Annotated in this window: 18 protein-coding genes; 6 read left to right on the forward strand and 12 right to left on the reverse strand. The window is 59.1% G+C overall.

Annotation, left to right across the window (positions count from 1 at the left end; translation table 11 throughout):
* Positions 1 to 170: 170 nt before the first annotated feature.
* From pckA to hslR, 3 genes are all read right to left on the reverse strand, one after another.
* Entirely contained in the window at positions 171 to 1,784 is a 1,614-nt protein-coding gene (gene pckA, locus ACLEIV_RS06175; RefSeq protein ID WP_410455786.1) for a phosphoenolpyruvate carboxykinase (ATP), read from the reverse strand.
* A 170-nt stretch (positions 1,785 to 1,954) separates the two neighbouring features.
* Positions 1,955 to 2,815: an Hsp33 family molecular chaperone HslO gene (gene hslO / locus ACLEIV_RS06180; RefSeq protein WP_410455787.1), complete on the reverse strand. Its 861-nt coding sequence runs from the start codon at positions 2,813 to 2,815 to the stop codon at positions 1,955 to 1,957.
* A gap of 128 nt (positions 2,816 to 2,943) precedes the next feature.
* On the reverse strand, positions 2,944 to 3,336 hold the full coding sequence (hslR, locus tag ACLEIV_RS06185; RefSeq protein WP_410455788.1) for a ribosome-associated heat shock protein Hsp15: 393 nt from the start codon (positions 3,334 to 3,336) through the stop codon (positions 2,944 to 2,946).
* 162 nt (positions 3,337 to 3,498) lie between these two features.
* Here hslR and nudE point away from each other — a divergent pair, with 162 nt between their 5' ends.
* Both nudE and cysQ read left to right on the forward strand, forming a co-directional pair.
* A complete protein-coding gene (gene nudE, locus ACLEIV_RS06190; protein WP_410455789.1) occupies positions 3,499 to 4,056 on the forward strand; it encodes an ADP compounds hydrolase NudE in 558 nt (185 codons plus the stop codon).
* A gap of 2 nt (positions 4,057 to 4,058) precedes the next feature.
* Complete coding sequence (gene cysQ, locus ACLEIV_RS06195) at positions 4,059 to 4,877, forward strand: 3'(2'),5'-bisphosphate nucleotidase CysQ (protein WP_410455790.1); 819 nt, start codon at positions 4,059 to 4,061, stop codon at positions 4,875 to 4,877.
* Positions 4,878 to 4,895: 18 nt separating this feature from the next.
* Here cysQ and metJ read toward each other — a convergent pair whose 3' ends face one another.
* Positions 4,896 to 5,228 (reverse strand): met regulon transcriptional regulator MetJ, encoded by a 333-nt coding sequence (metJ, locus tag ACLEIV_RS06200; RefSeq protein WP_410455791.1) that lies wholly within the window; start codon positions 5,226 to 5,228, stop codon positions 4,896 to 4,898.
* A 180-nt stretch (positions 5,229 to 5,408) separates the two neighbouring features.
* On the opposite strand from metJ, the gene metB reads away from it, so the two are divergent.
* The 4 genes from metB to ACLEIV_RS06220 all read left to right on the forward strand — a co-directional run bounded on the left by metB (position 5,409) and on the right by ACLEIV_RS06220 (position 11,798).
* Complete coding sequence (metB, locus tag ACLEIV_RS06205) at positions 5,409 to 6,569, forward strand: cystathionine gamma-synthase (RefSeq protein WP_410455792.1); 1,161 nt, start codon at positions 5,409 to 5,411, stop codon at positions 6,567 to 6,569.
* A complete protein-coding gene (metL, locus tag ACLEIV_RS06210) occupies positions 6,569 to 9,004 on the forward strand; it encodes a bifunctional aspartate kinase/homoserine dehydrogenase II (RefSeq protein WP_410455793.1) in 2,436 nt (811 codons plus the stop codon). The genes metB and metL overlap by 1 nt, the downstream gene beginning before the upstream one ends.
* Before the next feature lie 183 nt (positions 9,005 to 9,187).
* Positions 9,188 to 10,132, forward strand: a complete 945-nt coding sequence (locus ACLEIV_RS06215; protein ID WP_410455794.1) for a LysR family transcriptional regulator — start codon at positions 9,188 to 9,190, stop codon at positions 10,130 to 10,132.
* A gap of 181 nt (positions 10,133 to 10,313) precedes the next feature.
* On the forward strand, positions 10,314 to 11,798 hold the full coding sequence (locus ACLEIV_RS06220) for an aldehyde dehydrogenase (RefSeq protein WP_410455795.1): 1,485 nt from the start codon (positions 10,314 to 10,316) through the stop codon (positions 11,796 to 11,798).
* A gap of 154 nt (positions 11,799 to 11,952) precedes the next feature.
* Here ACLEIV_RS06220 and ACLEIV_RS06225 read toward each other — a convergent pair whose 3' ends face one another.
* The 8 genes from ACLEIV_RS06225 to dctP form a co-directional block, all read right to left on the reverse strand.
* Positions 11,953 to 13,386, reverse strand: a complete 1,434-nt coding sequence (locus tag ACLEIV_RS06225) for an aspartate ammonia-lyase (protein ID WP_410455796.1) — start codon at positions 13,384 to 13,386, stop codon at positions 11,953 to 11,955.
* Between the two features lie 146 nt (positions 13,387 to 13,532).
* Positions 13,533 to 14,927 carry an aminotransferase gene (locus tag ACLEIV_RS06230; protein ID WP_410455797.1) on the reverse strand — a complete coding sequence of 465 codons (1,395 nt, stop codon included), beginning with the start codon at positions 14,925 to 14,927 and terminating at the stop codon, positions 13,533 to 13,535.
* A 422-nt stretch (positions 14,928 to 15,349) separates the two neighbouring features.
* Positions 15,350 to 16,774, reverse strand: a complete 1,425-nt coding sequence (locus tag ACLEIV_RS06235; RefSeq protein ID WP_410455798.1) for an APC family permease — start codon at positions 16,772 to 16,774, stop codon at positions 15,350 to 15,352.
* A gap of 91 nt (positions 16,775 to 16,865) precedes the next feature.
* Positions 16,866 to 18,035: an acetylornithine deacetylase gene (gene argE, locus ACLEIV_RS06240; RefSeq protein ID WP_410455799.1), complete on the reverse strand. Its 1,170-nt coding sequence runs from the start codon at positions 18,033 to 18,035 to the stop codon at positions 16,866 to 16,868.
* A 126-nt stretch (positions 18,036 to 18,161) separates the two neighbouring features.
* Complete coding sequence (locus tag ACLEIV_RS06245) at positions 18,162 to 18,650, reverse strand: universal stress protein (RefSeq protein WP_410455800.1); 489 nt, start codon at positions 18,648 to 18,650, stop codon at positions 18,162 to 18,164.
* Between the two features lie 13 nt (positions 18,651 to 18,663).
* On the reverse strand, positions 18,664 to 19,944 hold the full coding sequence (locus ACLEIV_RS06250) for a TRAP transporter large permease (protein ID WP_410455801.1): 1,281 nt from the start codon (positions 19,942 to 19,944) through the stop codon (positions 18,664 to 18,666).
* Positions 19,945 to 19,972: 28 nt separating this feature from the next.
* Positions 19,973 to 20,530 carry a TRAP transporter small permease gene (locus tag ACLEIV_RS06255; RefSeq protein WP_410455802.1) on the reverse strand — a complete coding sequence of 186 codons (558 nt, stop codon included), beginning with the start codon at positions 20,528 to 20,530 and terminating at the stop codon, positions 19,973 to 19,975.
* 58 nt (positions 20,531 to 20,588) lie between these two features.
* On the reverse strand, positions 20,589 to 21,617 hold the full coding sequence (dctP, locus tag ACLEIV_RS06260; RefSeq protein ID WP_410455803.1) for a TRAP transporter substrate-binding protein DctP: 1,029 nt from the start codon (positions 21,615 to 21,617) through the stop codon (positions 20,589 to 20,591).
* Between the last annotated feature and the right edge of the window lie 14 nt (positions 21,618 to 21,631).

Consider the following 21,631-nt stretch of genomic DNA (forward strand, 5'->3'; position numbering starts at 1 on the left):
TTTGCGGCAGGCTGAAATCGTGAGTGTCATTCGACTGAAGCGGGTCGGTGAAGGGGCCCCTTGTCCGGAGTTGATATGGCCGTCAAACAGAGCAATGGTTGAATGCAGTGAGTATAAAAAAATCCCCCGGCCAAGGCCGGAGGATTTGTTGGTAGCGGGGTCAGCCGGTATTACAGCTGCGGGCCGGCGGCGACCAGGGCCTGGCCTTCTTGGGTATCGGTGAACTTGTCGAAGTTGTCGACGAAGCGCTTGGCCAGATCCTGTGCCTTGACGTCCCACTCGGCCGGGTCGGCGTAGGTGTTGCGTGGGTCCAGGATGGAGCCGTCTTCCACGCCCTGCAGGCTGGTTGGAATGGCCACATTGAAGTAGGGCAGCTCCACAAACTCGGCGTTTTCGATGGAGCCGTCGAGGATGGCATTGATGATGGCACGGGTCGCCTTGATGGAAATCCGCTTGCCGGTGCCGTTCCAGCCGGTGTTCACCAGGTAGGCCTCGGCGCCGACGGCGTCCATGCGCTTGGCCAGCACATCGGCATACTGGGTCGGGTGCAGGCTCAGGAAGGCGGCACCGAAACAGCTGGAGAAGGTCGGGGTCGGCTCGGTAATACCGCGCTCGGTACCGGCCAGCTTGGCGGTGAAGCCGGACAGGAAGTGGTACTGGGCCTGCTCGCGGGTCAGTTTGGCAACCGGAGGCAGCACACCGAAGGCATCGGCAGTCAGGAAGATAACCTTCTTGGCATGACCGGCTTTCGATACCGGCTTGACGATGTTGTCGATGTGGTAGATGGGGTAGGAGACACGGGTGTTTTCGGTCTTGGAACCATCATCGAAGTCGATGGTGCCATCTTCCTTAACGGTGACGTTTTCCAGCAGTGCATCGCGACGGATGGCGGCGTAGATTTCCGGCTCGTTTTCCTGGCTCAGCTTGATGGTCTTGGCATAGCAGCCGCCTTCGAAGTTGAACACGCCGTCGTCGTCCCAGCCGTGCTCGTCGTCGCCGATCAGCTGACGCTGGGGATCGGTGGACAGGGTGGTCTTGCCGGTGCCGGACAGGCCGAAGAAGATGGCGACGTCGCCGTCTTTACCCACATTGGCGGAGCAATGCATGGAGGCGATGCCCTTCAGCGGCAGCAGGTAGTTCATCATGGAGAACATGCCTTTCTTCATTTCGCCGCCGTACCAGGTGCCGCCGATCAGCTGTACCCGCTCGCTCAGGTTGAAGGCCACGAAGTTTTCGCTGTTCAGGCCCTGCTCTTTCCAGTTGGGGTTGGTGCACTTGGCACCGTTCATCACCACGAAGTCGGGCACGAAGCTTTCCAGCTCGGCGTCGGAGGGGCGGATGAACATGTTCTTCACGAAATGCGCCTGCCAGGCCACCTCGGTCACGAAGCGCACGGCCAGGCGGGTATCCGGGTTGGCACCACAGTAGGTGTCGACCACGAACAGACGCTTGCCGGACAGCTGACCGGTTACCAGGGCTTTCAGCTCGGTCCAGGTTTCCTGGCTCATCGGCTTGTTGTCGTTCTTGCCCTGATCGGCCCACCAGACGGTGTCACGGGTGACGTCGTCACGTACTATGTACTTGTCCTTGGGAGAACGGCCGGTAAAGATACCGGTGTCCACGGCAACGGCGCCCAGGCTGGTTTCCACGCCCTGTTCGTAGCCTTCCAGATCCGCACGGGTTTCTTCTGCGAACAATTGTTCGTAAGAGGGGTTATGAAGGATCTCGGCAACATCGTTGATACCGTATTGAGAAAGGCCTAATTGCTGCGCCTTGGACGTCATTGTTATCTCCTGGTACAGAGGGATTGGATAAGCATAGTGATGGATAAAATTTTATGGCGGCAGACTAGCAGGAAATGAGTGGCATTTAGGGGATCGGTGTCAAAATTTAGGGTTTTGCGCGACGAATTAAATAGAAAGGGGTACAAAACCCCTTTTGATTGTATTAAATGTTAATGCAGTGTCGGGGCGTCATTGAAGAGGTTTTGCAGATCCGCTTCATCGAAGTGATAGTGCCGACCACAATAGTCACAGTGCATTTCGATTTTACCCTCTTCTTTCACAATGTCGCTGGCCTCTTGCCGGCCTACCTGCAACAGCGCCTGTTCGCATTTTTCCCGCGAGCAGGTGCATTGAAAGGTGACCGATTGTGGATCGAACACCCGTACCGCTTCCTGATGATAGAGGCGATACAGAATTTCGTGTGCGTCCAGGTTGAGCAACTCGTCGGCCTTGATGGTGTGGGTCAGGGCCTCAAGGTGGGTAAAGTCACCTACTTGATCACCAGGCAGTTCCTGCAGCAGCATGCCGGCACAGCGAGGCTGCTCGTGCTGCACGTCGGTAAACAGCCAGATGCGGGTGTTCAGCTGCTCGGACTGGGCAAAGTAGTTTTCCAGGCTCTCACTCAGGGAGCGCTCGCCGAGATCGACGATGCCCTGATAGCGTTCCCCTTCATTGGGGGTAATGGTGATGGCCAGATAGCCCTTGCCGACGATGTCGGCCAGCTTGTCGCTGTCGGGCACCTCGCCTTCCCAGCGAGCCACGCCGCGCAGCTGTTGTTGGTGATCGCCGTTGATCACGGCCAGAGACACGGGCCCGTCGCCCTGCAACTGTACCGTGATATGACCTTCAAACTTGAGGGTGGCAGTCAGCAGGCTCGTGGCGGAGAGCAACTCGCCCAGCAGTCGTTGCACCGGTGCCGGGTAGGCCTGAGATTCCAGCACCTGATGAAAGCTCTGCTGCAGCTGTACCAGCTCGCCCCGTACCTGATAGTTGTCGAACAGATAACGATGAAGTTGATCGATGTGAGTCATAAAAAATCCTGTATGGGCTGAGTGCCGTTATCGTCTGTATATGCGTTATATAGTGTAAGTGGTTTGTCTCTGGCGGGGCCAGGCCATGGCCGGTCGGTTGCTCGGCTGCGGTTATCCCTCTGGCCGCCTCAGTTGCCCTGCTTGATTTTAAGCAGGGTACGCCGTTCTTTTTTATCAGGCCGGCGTTCAGGGCTGGGAGCAAACTGGCTGTTGAACTTGCGGGCCTCGGCGTTTTGATCGCGCTTCTTGATGCTGTCTTCGGTTTCCCGAAACAAGCGCTGGGCCTGCTCTGCCTTGCCGCGATGTTCCGAGAGTTCCAGCACCACGACTTCCTTTTCATCATTACCCTGGCGCAGGCGGATCAGGGCGCCAACCTCTACCAGCTTGCTGGGTTTGCTGCGCTGGCCATTGTAGTGCACCTTGCCGCCGTCAATCATGGTGCGGGCCAGGCTGCGAGTCTTGTAGAAGCGGGCGGCCCACAGCCATTTGTCCAGGCGGATGGATGGTTTTTCTCCGTTCATTGCGCTCGCTCTCGTTAAAACCGGGTCTGAATTATACCAGATGCCCCGGCCCGGGGAGTATATCGGCGCCGGCAAAACCCGGGTTCCGGCAACTTGTGGGCAGACGTTTACCGAGAGTTGCGATAACCTCTGATCAGGGTGAGTGAAAAGGCGGAAACGGTCATGGCGGACAAGAAACAAAAACCTGAGATACTACATACAGAATTGGTGGCACAGAGTCGTCTTTTCAAGGTGGAGTCGGTCCATCTCAAGTTCAGTAACGGCGTGCAAAGGGTGTATGAGCGTATGCGTAACAGCGGCCGTGGCGCCGTGATGCTGGTGCCGTTGCTCGATGAGCAGACGATATTGCTGATCCGTGAGTACTCGGCCGGAACCCATAGCTATGAACTGGGCTTCCCCAAGGGGTTGATCGATCCGGGAGAAGACGCCATGGAGGCGGGTAATCGGGAGTTGATGGAAGAAATCGGCTACGGGGCGCGGCAACTGACGCACCTGAAGCAGGTTAGCCTGGCTCCCGGTTATTTTGGTAGTCGTATGGATATTTTACTGGCGCGAAATCTGTATCCTGAACGGCGTGAGGGGGATGAGCCGGAACCGCTCGATGTGGTGCCCTGGCCACTGGATAAACTGGACCAGCTGATGGCCCGGCCCGATTTCAGTGAAGCGCGTAGCATCTGTGGCCTGTTTTTACTACAGGACTGGCTCAATAAAGAGGAATAAGCATGGATATCTATGCCTTGTTGCCCGGGGTGAAGGCGGCCGCCCGTGAATCCGGCAGCCTGATATTGTCGATGTATAACAGTGGTCAATACCAGGCCGAGAACAAAGACGACGACAGTCCGGTAACCAGCGCCGATCTGGCCGCCCATGAGTATCTCCGGCAGGCGCTGCGCGAGCTGGCAGATATTCCGGTACTGTCGGAAGAGGGAACCGAGGTGGCGCTGGCCGAGCGTAGCCGCTGGCCCCGTTACTGGCTGGTGGACCCGTTGGATGGCACTCAGGAGTTTATCGCCGGCAGCGGTGATTTTTCCACCATGGTAGCGCTGATCGAAGACGGCAAACCAGTGCTGGGCGTGGTGTACGGACCGGTAAACGATCTGATGTATTACGCGGTACGCGGCCAGGGTGCCTTCAAGGAAGCGGGCGGCGAGACCAGACGGATCGAGGCACGGCATCATGATCCGGCCGAGCCGCTGACCCGATTGCGCATCACCATCAGTCGTCGGCAGAACGTAGACTGGGTTCGCTCCCGGCTGACCCCCACGCTTGACTATCAGCTGGTGCCGCTGGGATCCAGTTCGCTCAAATCCTGCCTGGTCGCAGAAGGGGGGGCCGACCTGTATATGCGCATCGGCCCCACCGGCGAGTGGGATACCGGTGCTACCCAGTGCATAGTGGAAGAGGCGGGTGGCCGCCTGCTGGATCTGAATCTCGAGCAGCTCAGCTACAACCGGCGCGACAGCATGATCAACCCCAACTTCATTACCCTGGGGGATGAAGGGCTGCCCTGGCCGCAGATTCTGGTGGCTTCGGAAAGTTAACGCCCGGTGTCGGCGGCGTTATTCTTCGTCGCCGATGGCGTAATCTTCGATTTCGATACCCAGTTCGGCCATGATGGCCCGGGCGTGCGCTGGTATCTGATCGGATACGTCTTTACGCAGGTCTTCGTCCTGGGGCAGGGGCTGACCGGTATAGGCATGCAGAAAGGCTTCGCACAGCAGTTCGCTGTTGGTGGCATGACGCAGGTTGTTGACCTGACGACGGGTACGTTCGTCGGTCAGTATCTTCAACACCTTGAGCGGTATGGACACGGTGATCTTTTTGACCTGTTCATTTTTCTTGCCGTGCTCGGCGTAAGGGCTAATATAATCGCCGTTCCATTCAGTTTTCATTATTCACCCGCATCAAGGTTAAAAATCCGAGCCGGATTGTAACCCCTGCATTTTTTATTGGCAATCCAACAGCAAAGCCTTGTGGACGTCCGGAAGGCTTGACGGCTCATTCTGGCTGGGTTACTGTGCGCGCTTTGGAAGTTCCGTATCATCAGGCTGCCATAGTGCAAAGGAGAGGATATGCCAGATTACCAGACCCAGACTCATGCCGTTCGTACCGGCATCGATACCGATACCCAGCATGGGGCTGTGGTGCCGCCTATCTATCTCAGCAGCACCTATTCTTTTGCCGATTTCAATGAACAGCGTCGCTTCGATTATGCCCGTTCCGGCAACCCGACCCGACAGACGCTGATCGATGCCCTGACCCGGCTGGAAAAGGGCGCCGGCGCCGCCGTGACCGCGAGCGGCATGGGGGCCATCAATCTGGTCATTACCTCTCAGCTGCAGGCCGGCGATCTGCTGCTGGCGCCCCACGACTGTTACGGTGGCAGCCATCGGTTGTTCAACTCTCTGGCCCAGAAGGGCAACTTCGAGGTCGAGTATGTGGATCAGACCGATGAGGCGGCCCTGGCGGCGGCTCTGGCCAAAAAGCCCAGGATGCTGTGGATTGAAACGCCTTCCAATCCTCTGTTGCGGGTGGTGGATATAGCGGCGCTGTGCGCGGCGGCCAAGGCCGTGGGCGCCCTGAGTGTGGTCGACAACACCTTTCTGTCGCCGGCACTGCAACAGCCGCTGACCCTGGGCGCCGATCTGGTGGTGCACTCCACCACCAAGTACATCAACGGTCACTCAGATGCGTTGGGTGGCGCCGTGGTCGCCGCCAGTGAAGAGCTGGCCGAAGCGCTGCGCTGGTGGGCCAACTGCTTAGGGTTAACCGGCTCAGCCTTCGACAACTACCTGACCCTGCGCGGCCTGCGTACCCTGGGGGTACGGATGCGCCAGCACTGTGAAAACGCCGAGGCGCTGGTCACCTATCTGCAGGGGCGCCCCGAGGTGAAAACCGTTTATCACCCCGGCCTGCCCGACAACCCGGGCCACGAAGTGGCGGCACGCCAGCAACTGGGCTTTGGCGCCATGCTCAGCTTCGAGTTGAATGTGGACGAAGCCGACATGAAGGCGTTCTTGAAACAGCTGAAACTGTTTTGTCTGGCCGAATCGCTGGGCGGAGTAGAAAGCCTGATTGCCCACCCGGCCACCATGACCCACGCGGCCATGCCGGAAGAAGCCCGTCTCCTTGCCGGTATTAGCAATCAGCTGTTGCGGGTGTCGGTGGGTATCGAGGATGTACGCGACCTTATCGAAGACTTCGATAATGCATTCAAGGTGTTAAATAAGTAATGGCTCAGCAGCAGAACGACATCGACAGCCATCGGCGTCCGGTCCATAAGTTTGGCGGCAGCAGCCTGGCCGATGCCGCCTGCTTCCATCGGGTGGCCGACATCATCAACAGCCAGGGGCAAGCCGATGCGCTGATCGTGGTGTCGGCGTCGGGCAAGACCACCAACCGCCTGATTGAGCTGCTCAACCTGTTTGTCAGCGGCGATAACGCCGCCGCCGCCACCCTGGAAGGGTTATACAGTTTTCAGTGCAGTCTGATCGAAAATACCTTGAGTGAGGCCGAGGCCGCGCCCCTACTGGCGGCGCTGGATGAAGACATCAAGACCATTGCCGGGGTATTGGAAAATCACCGGTTGGACGACGATCAGCGCAGTTTTATCCAGTCGTTCGGCGAGCTGTGGTCTTCCCGTCTGCTGGCCAGCCTGCTGAACAGCCAGGGGGTGCCTGCCGCCTCCCTGGATGCACGTCGTTTTCTGCGGGTATCCGGCTCGCCGGTGCAGGTGGACGAGACGTATTCGCGCCGGCAATTACAGGACATTCTGACCGGGCACCCGGATCGGATCCTGGTGGTCACCGGTTTTATCGCCGCGGATGCCGAAGGTCGTACCCGTTTGCTGGGGCGTAACGGCTCCGACTTCAGCGCTACCCTGCTGGCTTCACTGGCCGATAGCTCACACACCACCATCTGGAGCGATGTGCCCGGGGTATTCAGTGCCGACCCCCGGCGGGTAAAGGAAGCGTCTCTGCTGCCCCGGCTTTCGCTGCCGGAAGCCGCCGAGCTGGCCCGGCTGGGCTCGCCGATACTGCACAGCCGCACCCTGGGGCCGGTGGCCGCCAGCCAGCAGCAACTGATGCTGCGTTGCAGCTATCACCCGGACGACGGCCATACCCGTATCGTGCGGCAGCACCAGCGGGAGCTGGGCGCACGCATCGTTACTTCGGTAGACGACGCCGTGCTGGTGGAAATGACCATACCCGACCGCTATCAGGACACGGTGAATGCCCTGACCGAATGGCTGACCCGACGCGAGCTGGCACCGCTGGCCTGCAAACGTCGCCCCGAGCACAAGCTGTGGCAGATTGCCTACACCCGGGAGCAGGCCGAACAGGCCTTTTCGTTGCTGCGGGATCATCAGCCCGCCGGCAGTTTCGAGGGCTTGCAGCAGCGGGAAGGTTTCTCGCTGGTGGCGTTGGTCGGCCGGGGCGTCACCGGCCAGGCCGAGCAGTGCCTGCACTTTTATCATGCATTGAACGAGCAACCGCTGGAGTTTATCCAGCCGGCCCAAAACGGTCTCAGCCTGGTGGGGGTGGTGCGCAGAATCGTGTTGGAGCCGCTGCTGCTGCGGTTGCATCAGAGCCTGTTCAGCCGGCCGAAGCGTGTGGGGATCATTCTTTTTGGCCGGGGCAATATCGGTCAGGCCTGGCTCAAGTTGTACCAGCAAGAGAAGGCGCGGCTGGAGCAGACCCTGAACGTGCAGCTGACCCTGTACGGGGTGTTCGACTCCAAAGGCGCCATGCTTGCCAGTCAGGGGCTGGAAGTGGAGCAGGTACTCAATGACTTTCAGCCCGCGTCCATGGTATGGCCCGACTGGCTTGAAAATCTGGAAGAGCACGGTTTCGACCAGCTGGTGGCACTCGATTTCACCGCGTCCGACAGCCTGGTGCAGTATTACCCGGCATTGGTGGAGCAGCATGTGCATCTTATTGCCGCCAACAAGCTGGCGGGAGCGGCGGAGCAGGGCTTTTATCTGCGCTTGAAGCAGAGTCTGGCCGAACACAGGGTGCAGTTTCTCAGCAACGCTACCGTCGGCGCCGGGCTGCCGGTGCAGAGCAGCTTGCGGCAGCTGTTGCAGTCGGGCGAGCAAATACGCGCCATCAGCGGTATCTTCTCCGGCACCCTGAGCTGGCTGTTCCAGCACTATGACGGCAAGCAGACCTTCTCCGAGCTGGTGCTGCAGGCCTGGCAGCAGGGCCTGACCGAACCGGATCCGCGCCAGGATCTCAACGGCCAGGACGTGAAACGCAAGCTGGTGATCCTGGCCCGGGAGGCGGGTTTCGATCTGGATCCGGCGCGGGTCAGGGTCAGCGATCTGGTGCCCGGATCGTTGGCTGGCCTTGAGAAGGACGCCTTCTTCGACCGGCTGGCCGAGCTGGATCAGCCGCTGGCCGAGGCCCTGTCCCGAGCGCAAAAGGAGGGTGGCGTGTTACGCCATGTGGCCCGTTTCGATGCGGCCAGCGGCGAGGCCAGCGTGGGGCTGGAAGTCGTGGCCGGCGATCATGCTTTCGCCCATCTGCGACCCGGCGACAACGTCTACGCCATAGAAACCCGGCATTATCGCCAGAACCCGATGGTGATCCAGGGGCCGGGCGCCGGGCGGGAAGTGACCGCCGGCGCCATGCAGGCGGATCTGTGGAACCTGCTGGCCGGTTTCTGAGCCGACATCGAGTGACATATCAAAAGGGGGCCTGCGGGCCCCTTTTGTCGTTACGGCGCTTATCCCTTTGTTGTGTGGCGTTGTATTTGTTTTTCCAATCCTGATCTAACTTTGGTAAAACAATACAAATAACTTCATGGATCGAGGCTTTCGAGTCCCTCCCTTATACAGGAAGTAACAGAAATGAGATTTACCCTCAAGCAATTGCGTTACTTTGTGACGGCCGGTGAGTTAAGCAGCGTCACTCGGGCGGCAGAAGCGCTGCATGTGTCCCAGCCGTCCATTTCCTCCGCCATCCTTCATCTTGAGAATGTGACCGGTCTGCAGCTGTTTGTACGCCATCATGCCCAGGGTCTGTCGCTGACCCCGACGGGACGCCTGTATATCGTCAAGGCCAAGCAGTTGCTGGGGCAGGCGGATGGTCTGGTCCAATATGCCAGCACCATCAGTGAGGAGGTCTCAGGCTCCCTGCGTATCGTCGGCTTTCCCACTTTCACGCCCATACTGGTGCCCGGATTGATCCGCCGCTTCAACGAGGCTTATCCGGCGGTCAGCGTACAGTGTGATGAAATGCACCAGAAAGACATCATTCAGGGACTGCAGGAGGGACGTTACGAACTGGCCCTGACCTACGATCTGCAGCTTCCCGCCGACATCGCATTCGAGCCCCTGATGGAGTTCCCTCCCTATGCGGCGCTGCCGCTGAATCATCCTCTGGCGGATCGGGATGAGGTGTCGCTGAAGGAGCTGGCGCCATATCCCAAGGTGTTGCTGGACTGGCCAATGAGCCGGGAATACTTTTTTTCCCTGTTTCTGAGCCAGGGTCTTGAGCCTGACTTTGCCTATAGGGTCAAGTCGATGGAAATGGTCCGTGGTCTGGTAGCCAACGGATTCGGCTACTCTCTGTTCAATACGCCCTTGGCCAACAGCATGGCGCTGGATGGCGTGGGGTTCAAGCAGATACCGCTAAAGGAGGAGCTCCGTCCCATGCGTATGGGGCTGGCCCGCCTGGCCCAGTTTAGGGTGACGCCGGTGGTGGAGGCCTTCAGCAAGCAACTGGAACTGCAGGCCAAGGAGTTGGCCGGCACCGTCTTTACCGATCCCCGTTTCTATCGCAGCCTTAAATAGGCGGGTCTGGTTCTCTGGATAAGTAAATTTTATGCAAATGAAATGATAAAAATATTTTACATATACAAGGAGCCTTCTTAGTCTGGAGGTCTCGGGCAACACAGATTCCGGTCTGAAAAGTGGATCGGACGTCAGGCAACCCGTTACCGATTATCGAATGTCAGGGAGAGGTGAAATCACGATGGCAACACAGGAAAAGTCATACTGGCTGGACAAGCTTGAGCAAATCGAACTGAAAACCCGGGCCTTCATCAAGGGTGAGTTTGTCGCCGCAAGCGATAGCCAAAGCTACGATATCATCAACCCCGCTACCGGCGAGAAGCTGGCAGCCATTGCCGCCTGCAGTGCCGCCGATGTGGATACCGCAGTGCAGGCCGCCCGCCAGTCTTTCGAATCCGGCATCTGGTCCGACGCCTCGCCGCGCGAGCGCAAGGCGGTGGTGAAAAAGCTGGCGCAGCTTATTATGGATAACGCCGAGGAACTGGCCCTGCTGGAAACCCTTAATGTGGGCAAGCCGATACAGGATTCCCTGAATATCGATATTCCCGGCTCGGCGGCCTGCTTCGAATGGTATGCCGAGGCGGCCGACAAACTCTACGGCGAGGTGGCCCCCACCGACGGCAATAACATTGCCACCATTACCCGAGAGGCTCTCGGTGTGGTGGCAGCCGTGGTGCCCTGGAACTTCCCGCTCGATATTGCCGCCTGGAAGCTGGCTCCGGCCCTGATCAGCGGTAACTCCGTGATCCTCAAGCCTGCCGAGCAGTCGCCGCTGACCGCGTTGCGTCTGGCCGAACTGGCCAAAGAGGCAGGCCTGCCCGACGGGGTGCTCAACGTGGTGACCGGCCATGGTCATGTCGTGGGCAAGGCGCTGGGTCTGCATCAGGACGTGGATTGCCTGGCCTTTACCGGCTCTACCCGGGTCGGCAAGCTGTTCATGGGCTATGCGGCCGAATCCAACATGAAGCAGGTATGGCCCGAGACCGGCGGCAAGAGTCCCAACCTGATCTTTGCCGACTGCGATCTGGATGATGCGGTCGACAATGCCATCAACGGCATTTTCTTCAACCAGGGCGAAGTATGCTCGGCCAACTCCCGTATTCTGATAGACAACCGCATCAAGGCGCAGTTTGTCGACAAGTTTCTGGCCAAGGCCAACTCCCTGAAAGTGGGTGATCCGCTGGAGCCGGATACCCGTGTGGGGGCGCTTATCGACGTCAACCATGCCGAGCGGGTGCGTGAATGCATTCGCAAGGCCCTGGCGGAAGGCGCTCGCTTGCTGGCCGGTGGCGAAGGCGAAGCCGGTTCGACCCGCATCGAGCCGACCGTATTTGATCAGGTCACCCCGGACATGACCATAGCCCGTGAAGAAGTGTTCGGCCCCGTGGTCGCGATGATCGGTTTCGATAGCGAAGCAGAAGCGGTGGCCATCGCCAACGACTCCATCTACGGCCTGGCGGCCTCGGTATGGAGCAATGACCTCAACCGGGCCCATCGGGTGGCACGCAATCTGAGAGCGGGCACTGTATCGGTGAACACCATGGATGCGCTGGACTTCAGCACCCCCTTCGGTGGTTACAAGCAGTCCGGTTTCGGTCGGGATCTGTCACTGCATGCTCTCGACAAGTTCACCCAGCTGAAAACCACCTGGATCAAACTGAAGTAAGCTTCTCGTCTTGGTTCCGTCACGGTAAGTACTACTTGTTTTTCCGCCCCGGCTGATGTCGGTGGCGGTTTTTTTTGTGCCCGCATTTCCAGAGCCAGCAATCGGGCACAAAAATGCCGGGCGAACCCGGCATTTTCACATAGGGAGAGAACGGTCAAGCCTGTTGGCGCACCATGCTCTGGGGGGAGAGAATGGCAGCCAGCTGATCGTCGCTCAGTAGTGCTTCCTCGCGTACCAGTGCGGCGACCCCCTTGCCGCTCAGCAGTGCCTGGCCGGCAATGCGGCTGGCGTTGTCGTAGCCGATATGGGGCACCAGGGCGGTGACGATACCGATGCTCTGCTCCACATGCTGGGCACAGCGTTCTTCGTTGGCAGTGATGCCGCGAATACACAGCCGATCCAGCATGCGAATCGATTTTTCCAGCATGCGGCAGTTGTTCAGCAGGTTGTAGATGATCAGCGGTTCCATGGCGTTGAGCTGTAACTGTCCGGCTTCGGCAGCCAGCGTCACCGTCATGTCTGTGCCGATGACCTGAAACGCGGTCTGGTTCATGGCTTCGGGGATCACCGGGTTGACCTTGCCGGGCATGATGGACGAACCCGGCTGCATGGCGGGTAAGTGAATTTCGTTGAAGCCGGTACGCGGACCACTGGACAGCAGACGCAGATCGTTGCTGAGCTTGGACAGCTTCACCGCCAGCCGCTTGAGGGTGCTGGAGAAGGTAATGAAGGCGCCCATGTCGGAGCTGGCTTCCACCAGGTTGTGAGCCAGACTGACCGGCAGGCCACTGATATCGGCCAGCTCGGTCACGGCCATATTGGCATAGCCGCGTGGCGCATTGATGCCGGTGCCGATGGCAGTACCACCCAGGTTGATTTCGCACAGCAGGCGGCAGGCATCATCGATGCGGGCATCTTCTTCGCCCAGATTTACCGCAAAAGCTTCGAACTCCTGGCCCAGGGTCATGGGGACGGCGTCCTGCATCTGGGTGCGGCCCATCTTGAGCACATCGGCAAACTCCATGCCCTTGGCGGCCAGACTCTGCTGCAGCTCGGTCACTGCGGTTTTCAGTCCCTGGGCGGCGAACACGATGGCCAGCCGGGAGGCGGTGGGATAGACATCGTTGGTGGACTGGGAGCGATTGACGTCGTTGTTGGGGTGCAACTGAGCATACTGGCCCTTGGCGAAACCAAGTTTGGACAGACCCAGGTTGGCGATCACCTCGTTGGCGTTCATGTTGGTCGAGGTGCCGGCACCGCCCTGAATAAGATCCACAATGAATTCTTCGTGGTGCTCGCCTCGCAGCAGCTGGGCACAGGCGTCCTGAATGGCGGCGGCCTTGTCGTCGGTCAGCAGGCCCAGCCGATGGTTGGCCCGGGCGGCGGCGGCCTTGACCATGGCCAGGGCGCGGACCAGCTCGGGAAAGTGGCTGATGGGCACGCCGGTAATATCAAAGTTCTGCCGGGCGCGCCGGGTCTGGGCGCCGTACCAGGCCTGTACTGGCACCTGTTGCTCACCCAGGGAGTCCTTTTCGATGCGAATTTCTTCGGTGTTCTGTTCCTGCATTAACGGTGAGTTTGAGTTCATGTTTACCTCGACATGTCAGTGTTGTAGGTAGCAAAAAGCCGGAGTGAAGTCCGCTTTAAAACGACTTCACTCCGGCCATGTTACAAGTCAGGAATACGGGCGATGTACAGGGTGCTGTCCATCAAGTCGTGCCCGTGATCCCGTGTTTACAAAAAGCCGTCCCGGCGCAGGTCTTCAATGGTGACCTCAATGCTTTCGCGCAGGGTGGCCACCAGAAAGTCGATATGCTCCTTGGTCAGGGTCAGCGGCGGTGACAGCACGTTCATGTGCGCCAGCGGGCGAACGATCAGGCCGCGGGCCTGGCAATGTTCGGCGATGCGGTTACCCACCTTGGCCTCGGGGGCTATCAGCTCCTTGGTTTCCTTGTTGGCCACGTTCTCGATACACATCATGAACTTACGGCCGCGCACGTCGCCGACGATGGGCAAGTCGAGCAGGGTTTTCAGTTGGTTCTCGAAGTAGGAGCCCATGTCACGGACATGATTGCACAACTGAATGCGCTCCATTATTTCGATGTTTTTCAGACCGGCGGCACAGCTGACCGGGTGACCGGAGTAGGTGAAGCCGTGGGTGAAGATGGCACCGTCCGCCTGAGGCTTGCTGATCACCTCGTAGATGTCGTCGGAAATAATAGTGGCGCCCAGCGGCAGGTAGCCGGAGGTCAGGCCCTTGGCGCAGGTGATGATGTCGGGTACGAAGTCGAACTCATCCTCGGAGGCGAACATATGACCCAGGCGACCGAAGGCGGTAACCACTTCGTCGGACACGTAGAGCACGCCGTACTTGCGGCATACGTCCAGAGTACGCTTATGGTAACCCTCGGGCGGGACGATAACGCCGCCGGCACCCATGATTGGTTCGGCGAAGAAGGCGGCCACGTTATCCGGGCCCAACTCCAGGATCTTGTCTTCCAGCTCCTGCACCTTCTGGTCACAGAAGTCTTCCAGGCTCTGGTCAGCCGGGCGACGGTAGGGGTTGGGGCAGGAAATGTGGTGCACCATCTTTTCTTCGATGTCGAAGCCGATATGGTCGAACTTTACGCCGGTGATGGACATCGCCATGTAGGTGCTGCCATGGTAACCGTCGATACGGGAGATGATCTGTTTCTTGCTCTTCTTGCCGAGTTGGTTGAAGTAGAAGTGAATCATGCGTACTGCGGTGTCGTTGGCAACAGAGCCGCCACAGCCGTAGAACACGTGGTTCAGGTTGCCCGGGGCCAGCTCGGCCAGCTTGGCAGCCAGTTGGGCTGCGGGCACAGTGGTGTGGTGACCGAAGCAGGAGTAATAGGGAATCGTGCGTATCTGCTGGGCGATGGCCTCGGCCATTTCCTCGTTGCCGTAGCCGATGTTGACGCACCAGAGTCCACCGATGCCGTCCAGATAGCGGTTTCCGTCACCGTCGATTACGTGCACGTTGTCACTGTCGGCCAGTACCATGGAGCCGGTTTCCTTGAAGGTGGAAAAGTCGGTCCAGGGGTGAATGTAGTGATCCTTGTCCTGTTGCCACACTTGCTGCATGTCGATGTTGGTTGGTTTGGACATTTTCAATAGCTCCTTTGCCTTGATGCCATTATCGGCTTGCCATCTGACCCCAGGGGAGTCGTGGGTCAACCTGACCCGTTGGTTAATAACTTGATGGTTCCCATGTTAAATAACATTACATCATTGTTAAAATATCATTTTCCCTTCTCCTGCATTAATAAACTTTATGCAGGGTTGATGAGGCACGAACCCTTTGGCCAAGAGGCTGATTTATTGATGGAAAAATGCTGCCGGGTTCCTGCCTGGCTACTCTTTCGTTACCCGCCAGAAGCCGGTATCGACTCGCCGCAGAGGCACGCTTTGTGTGTTTCCTCCGGGGCGGAGTGGAGGAGCGGGCCTTCGAGCCTGGTGGATATGGGCCGGTTGTTTATTCGCAAATACGAAAACGGCGGCCGAAGCCGCCGTCAGTATCCGGTTGTCTATCACTTCGCGTTCAGTACTTTCTCGATGGGTTCGGGCTTGAACAGCTGCTTCTTCATGACCAGCTTGACCCAGATCACACCGATGACCGAGACAATGCCCAGCACCACGCCGGCGGTACCAAAGATCTGTCCGCTCAGCTCGGGGGAGGGGGAGGCGTAGATGATGGCGTAAATCATGCCGGCAATCCCTACAATCTGGGGCAGGGGGTAAAACGGTGTCTTGTAGGGACGCTTCAGATCCGGGTAGCGGCGGCGCAGCACCATGACGTTGACATGGGTGATGATGTAAGCCAGCAACCAGGCTATGGCGGCGGAGATCAGCAGCAGGCCGATGGCGTCCGGATCATCGCCCATGATCAGCAGGGGCAGGCCGGTGATGGCGGCCACGAACAGTACCGCCACCCAGGGGGTGCGCGAGCCGCGGCTCAGTTTGCTGAACTGGGGGAAAGCCTGGCCGTTCTGGGCCATGCCGTAGAGCATGCGAGGAATGGCTGCCAGCGAGGTATTCACCGTGCTGCAGGTGGCGGTGATGGCGGCAATGGCGATAAAGGTCAGCCCGGCTTCACCAAACACCGCTTGGGCGAAGTCGTAGTGGGGCAGGGCCGAGCCAGCCAGCTGGTCCGCCGGAATATAGAACAGCGCGCCCAGGCAGTAGAAGGCAATGGTGACGAAGATCACCGTGACCCCCAGGGTCATGGAGCGGGGAATGTTGCGCTCCGGCTGTTTGGACTCTTCCACCAGCGGGCAGACAAATTCGGCGCCGACAAAACCCCAGATGGCCAGCGCCACCAGGGCGAATACGCCGGTGCCCAGCGGGTTCCAGTCGCTGGTGAGATCAATGCCGACGGGATGCGGGTTGGCCACGCCACCGATGGCAGAGAGGCCCAGAGCCAGCAGCACCAGCACCATCACAAAAGCCAGCACCGACTGCAGTTTGGCAAACAGATCGATACCCATCAGGTTGAGTACGGTAAATACGCCCAGCAGGCCGACACCGATACTCATGGGCGGAAACACACCCGGATAGATTTTGTCGATGATGAAATCGAGCAACAGCAGCTCTGCCGACAGGGCGAACATGGCCACGACGATATAGCCGGAGAACACCGACAGAATGGCCGGGAAGTGGCCGATGGACACCTCGGTGTAGCTGCTGAGGCTGCCGGCGCGGGGGATCATCAGCGACAGCTCGGAAAAGGACGCCACGTAGGTCAGCGCCAGTATGTAACCAATGGCCAGGGGAATAATAAAGCCGAGGCCGGCAATGCCGGCGCCCTGGAGCATCAATACCATGACGCCCTGGGATACCACCAGACCGACGGCTACGGCCAGCAGTGAGCCCAGGCCGAGGGTGCGGCCAAAGCCGGATGTTTTGGGTGTTTCGGCCGCGCCGGGTGCGGCGGTCAGGCTAACATTTTCGGACATAATTCCTTTACTCCTGAATGTTCATATGGACCGGCCCGCTCAAGCATCCCTGCGTGTAACGGGTATGAGCGGGCGCCGGCCGTTTCGGGGCTTATTCCCCTGCGGGAATGCTCAGTTGCTCCAGCAGGCGTGCGATAAAGCGTTCGCCCAGCTCAAGCTGGCTGATCTCGATAAATTCGTCGGGTTTATGGCCCTGGGCCATGCTTCCGGGGCCACACACCACTGTGGGTACTCCCAATATCCGGCTGAACAAGCCACCTTCGGTACCAAAGCCGATGGTATGGGTGCCTTTGGCTTCGGTCAGGTGCCGAACAAAGGCCACCACCTCGGCGTCGTTGGCGGTGCTGAGGCCCGGGTATTCGCTGGTGATCTCGATATCGATGGCGCAGTCCGGGCTGGTGCGGCGCATCTCGGTCATCAGGGTGTCGGCATGGTCCCGGAACTCGGCCAGCAGCCGATGGGGATCATCGGCGGCAATATTGCGGATCTCGAACAAAAACCGGCAGTGGTTGGGCACTATGTTGAGGGCGGTGCCGCCGTCGATGGTGCCGGTGTGCACCGTGCTGTAGGGGATGTCGTACCCTTCTTCGAAGGGGCCCTGATTGCGCTTCCAGAGGGCCAGCTGCTCCAGCCAGCACACCAGACGGGCGGCGTAGTTGACGGCATTGACGCCGTAAGGCGCCATGCCGGAATGACATTCTTTGCCCCGTACCGTCACCCGGGCGGCGAGTTTGCCCTTGTGGGCAGTGACCACCTTCATTTCGGTGGGTTCGCCGATAATGCACAGGGCCGGTTTGACCGGTAACAGGGTGAGGTTGTCGATCAGCCGGCGCACCCCGACACAGCCTATTTCCTCGTCGTAGGAAAAGGCCAGATGAATGGGGGTATGCAGCGAGGCGCTGACCATATCGGGCACGGCGGCCAGTACCACGGCGAGAAAACCTTTCATGTCGGCGGTGCCCCGGCCGTAACCGCGTTCCTGCGCTACCGTCAGCCGGTAGGGTTCATGGGTCCACTGTTGACCGGTGACCGGCACCGTATCGGTGTGACCCGACAGCATGACACCGGGCCGGTTTACCGGACCTATGGTGGCGTAGAGGTTGGCCTTTTGCTCCGTTTCGTCGTAAATCAGGGCACTCTCCACGCCGTGTTCGGTCAGATAGCCTTTTATATAATCCATCAGTGCCAGATTGGAGCGCACGCTGGTGGTATCGAAGCCGATAAGCGTTTGCAGAATCTCGAGGGTAAGGGGGCTGGCCATGGGCTCTCCTGAACATTCGTGGGATGAATCGCCTGCAAGTAGGCGTTTTGTTTCCTGGTGGTAAATATTATGTAATGGCCTTGTATATTAAAAATATTTTTATTCTCTGCTTTAGATAAATAAAAACTATTCTATCGTCTGCCTCGGCCGACGTACCCGGATACAACTGCAGTGGGCCTGGGCGCTGATCTTGTCGGCGATGCTGCCGAGCAACCGGCCCGGAATGTTGCCTCTGGGCCCGCTGCCCATGACGATGGCGTCCACGTTCAGCTGCTCGGCCAGCGCAATGATGACGGCCGTCGGCGCGCCGCGACGCAGCAGGTAGTTTGCTTCCAGCCTCCGCTGCCTCAGCCGCGACCGGGCCCGCGCCAGTACTTCTTCGGCTTGGTATTTCAGGCTCAGATCTACCGGGTTTTCAGTGTCAATCGGGCCGACCCGGATCTGGGTATAGCGGCTGTTGGTGTAGGAAAAATGCCGGTACACACTGACCAGGGTCAGCCGGCAGCCGTGGTGCTGGGCCAGGCCGGCGGCGGTTTCCAGGGCATGGCCGGCTTCTTCCGAGTCGTCCAGGGCGACCAGCAGATGCCGGAATAAACGAGGAGATGAGGTTGTCATGATGTGCTCCTTGTCAGGTGGTCAGCAGGTCGCGTAAAAACAGCGCGATTTGCGGAAACAGGGCCAGCAGCACGGCGGTGAACAGCAGCATGACAATGAAGGGCGGCGTGCCGCGGATCACATCCATGTAGGGCCGGCGGAAAATGGCGATGGCGGTGAAGATGTCGCAGCCAAAGGGCGGGGTGGCGGAGCCGATGGCCACCTGCAGGGTGATCATGGTGCCTACCAGTACCGGATCCAGCCCGGAAGAGCGGATCACCGGCAGGAAGATGGGGATCAGGATCAGCATCACCACGATGGGATCGACGAACATGCAGCCGATGAAAAAGGCGATGGCGATGCATACCAACACCGTCATCGGGCTGGCTTGCTCCAGGTGAAGCCCGGCAATGATGGTCTGCGGTACTTCGGCATAGGACAGCGCCCAGGAGAAGGCAGCACCGGCGCCGATCAGAATGAATACCACGGCGGTCACCAGGCCGGTGGACAGGGCAATGGCACCCAGCTCTTTCCATTTGATGGAGCGGAAAATCACCATCTCCAGCAGCATGGCGTACAGCACGCACACGGCGGCCGCCTCGCTGGGGCTGAAGATACCGCCGTAAATACCGCCGACGATGATGAGGGGAAAGCCGGCGGGCCAGATGGCCCGGCGCATGGCCTGCCAGCGCTCGGACCAGCTTGACTTGGGCTCCACCGGTATCTTGTGACGCCAGGCGTAGTAAACGGCATAGGCGGAAAACATCAGCAGGATCAGCAGGCCCGGGCCTATGCCGGCGATAAACAGCTCGGAAATGGAGGTGCCGGTGAGCACGCCGTAGATGATCATGCCGATGCTGGGCGGGATCAGAAAGGCGATGTCCGAGGCATTGATGGCCAGCGCCATGGTGAAGTGGTCACTGTAGCCGGCCTTGAGCATGCGCGGGCGCATGGGTCCGCCCACCGCGACCACCGTGGCCTGAGTGGAGCCTGATACGGCGCCGAACAGGGTGCAGGTGGTGGCCACCGTGACCGCCAACCCGCCCTTGAGGTGACCGACGAAGCGCATCACCAGGTCGAGCAGGCGGTCGGAGGAATGGCCGCGGGTGATGATGTCGGCGGCCAGAATGAACATGGGGACGGCGGTCAGTGCCGTGGGTTTCACTCCGCCCACCATCTGTTGAATGATGATGGTGGGGTTGAGCATGTCAAAGTAGAGAAAAAATGCCACCAGGGTGGCAATCAGCAGCGGCATCAGCATGGGAAAACCCAGCAAAAGCAGCGTTATCATGGTGCACAGCATTACCGTGGTCATGGTTGTATCCCTTCTGTAGGCTGTCGCGTCAGGGCGATTTCGTGGCTTGTGAGTCGTCGTAAATATCCAGCGCGTGGAACGACAGAAACACATCACGGCTCTGCAGGTTGCGAACGAAGGCCAGGCTGTATTGCTGGCCGCCGATGAACAGCCCCAGTGGTACTACCAGCAGGGTCCAGTACATGGGTATCTGCAGCGCGGCGGTGAGCATGCCCCGCTGGGCGATTTTGGCCACGTAGAGGAAGGCGTAGTAGCTGAGCAGGTAGAGGGTGACGGCCGTGCTCAGAGTGATCAGCAGCATCAGCCCTTTCTTGTGGCGGTTGCCGAGCTGGTCATAGATCGCCGACATGCGAATGTGGCGACCCTGACGAGTGACGTAACCCAGTCCCATGAAGGTGATCACCACCATCAGTATCTGGTTCAGCTCTTCGGAAAAATACAGGCTCTGACTGAACAGGTAGCGGCCAAGGACGTTGACGATGGTGTTCAGTGCCATCAGCAGTACGCCACCGGCCAGGCAGGTGACTTCCAGTCCTTTCAGGCCGCGGTCGATCCGGATCAGGCATCGTTCAAGTAAATGCGTCACGGCATTATCCTCGGTGAGAGCCGCCACTCGAGCGAGCGGCGGCGGGGGAAGCGGCTGATCAGTTCAGTCGTTGTTCCAGTTCGGCGCGTTCGGCCAGGAAGTCCTTCAGGATTTGCTCGCCCTTGCCGTCGGTCATGCCGACGAACTTCTTGCGGGTCTGCTCGGCCCGGGCCCGGAAGACATCACGCTCGGTTTCATTCAGGCTGATGTAGGTCATTTCCGGCTTTTCTTCGAGAATGCGTGCCAGGAACTCCTGCTCCAGGCGTGGCACCTCATCCATCATGTAGTGGGTCACCTCGGTCATGGTGTCGCGAACCAGTTGCTGGCGCTCGGCCGGCAGGTTCTGGAACCAGTCGTCACCGGTGATGATGGAGCTGGTAAACAGCTGATGACGGGCCGAAATCAGGTAGTCGGTGACCTCGAAGAACTTGCTCTGGTACACGGAGGAAATGGGCTGCCCCACGCCGTCGATCATCTTCAGCTGCAGCGCGCCGTAGATTTCTCCAAAGGGCAGGGGGGTGGGGTTGGCGCCCAGATCCTTGAAGGCTTCCACCTGCAGCGGAGAGACCAGAATACGCATCTTGAAGTTATCGAGATCTTCCGGTGCGTGTACTTCCCGGTTGGCGGCCCAGGCGTCTTCCCCTTCGGAGTAGATGCTCATCAGGCGCAGGCCGGTGCGGGCAAAGCCTTGTTCCATGCCCTGGTAGACGGTGCTGGAGTCGGTCATCAGCTGTTTGTTGACCTCGTTGTTTTCCGACAGGATGAAGGGAATGGAAAACAACTGTATCTCGGGCACGAAGGTACCCAGGTGGCCGAGAGAAATGTTGGCGAACTGCAGGGCGCCGTCGGCGACCAGCTCGGTGGCGTCGGCCGAAGTGCCGAGGGTTCCGCCGTAGAAAATATTGACTTCAATCTCGCCGTCGGTCTTGGCTTCGATGCGTTTCTTGAATTCCTGGGCGTACATGTCCTGAATGTCGCCCTGGGATACTTCGATGGCGTATTTCCAGGTTTCCGCCTGGGCGCCGGTGGCGAGGCAGGCGAAGGAGGCGGCGGTTACGATGGTTGAAAGGGATTTGAACAGTTCCATTGATGACTTCTCCA

Origin of the sequence: Oceanisphaera submarina (genome assembly GCF_046521305.1) — a bacterium.
Lineage (GTDB): Bacteria > Pseudomonadota > Gammaproteobacteria > Enterobacterales > Aeromonadaceae > Oceanimonas > Oceanimonas submarina.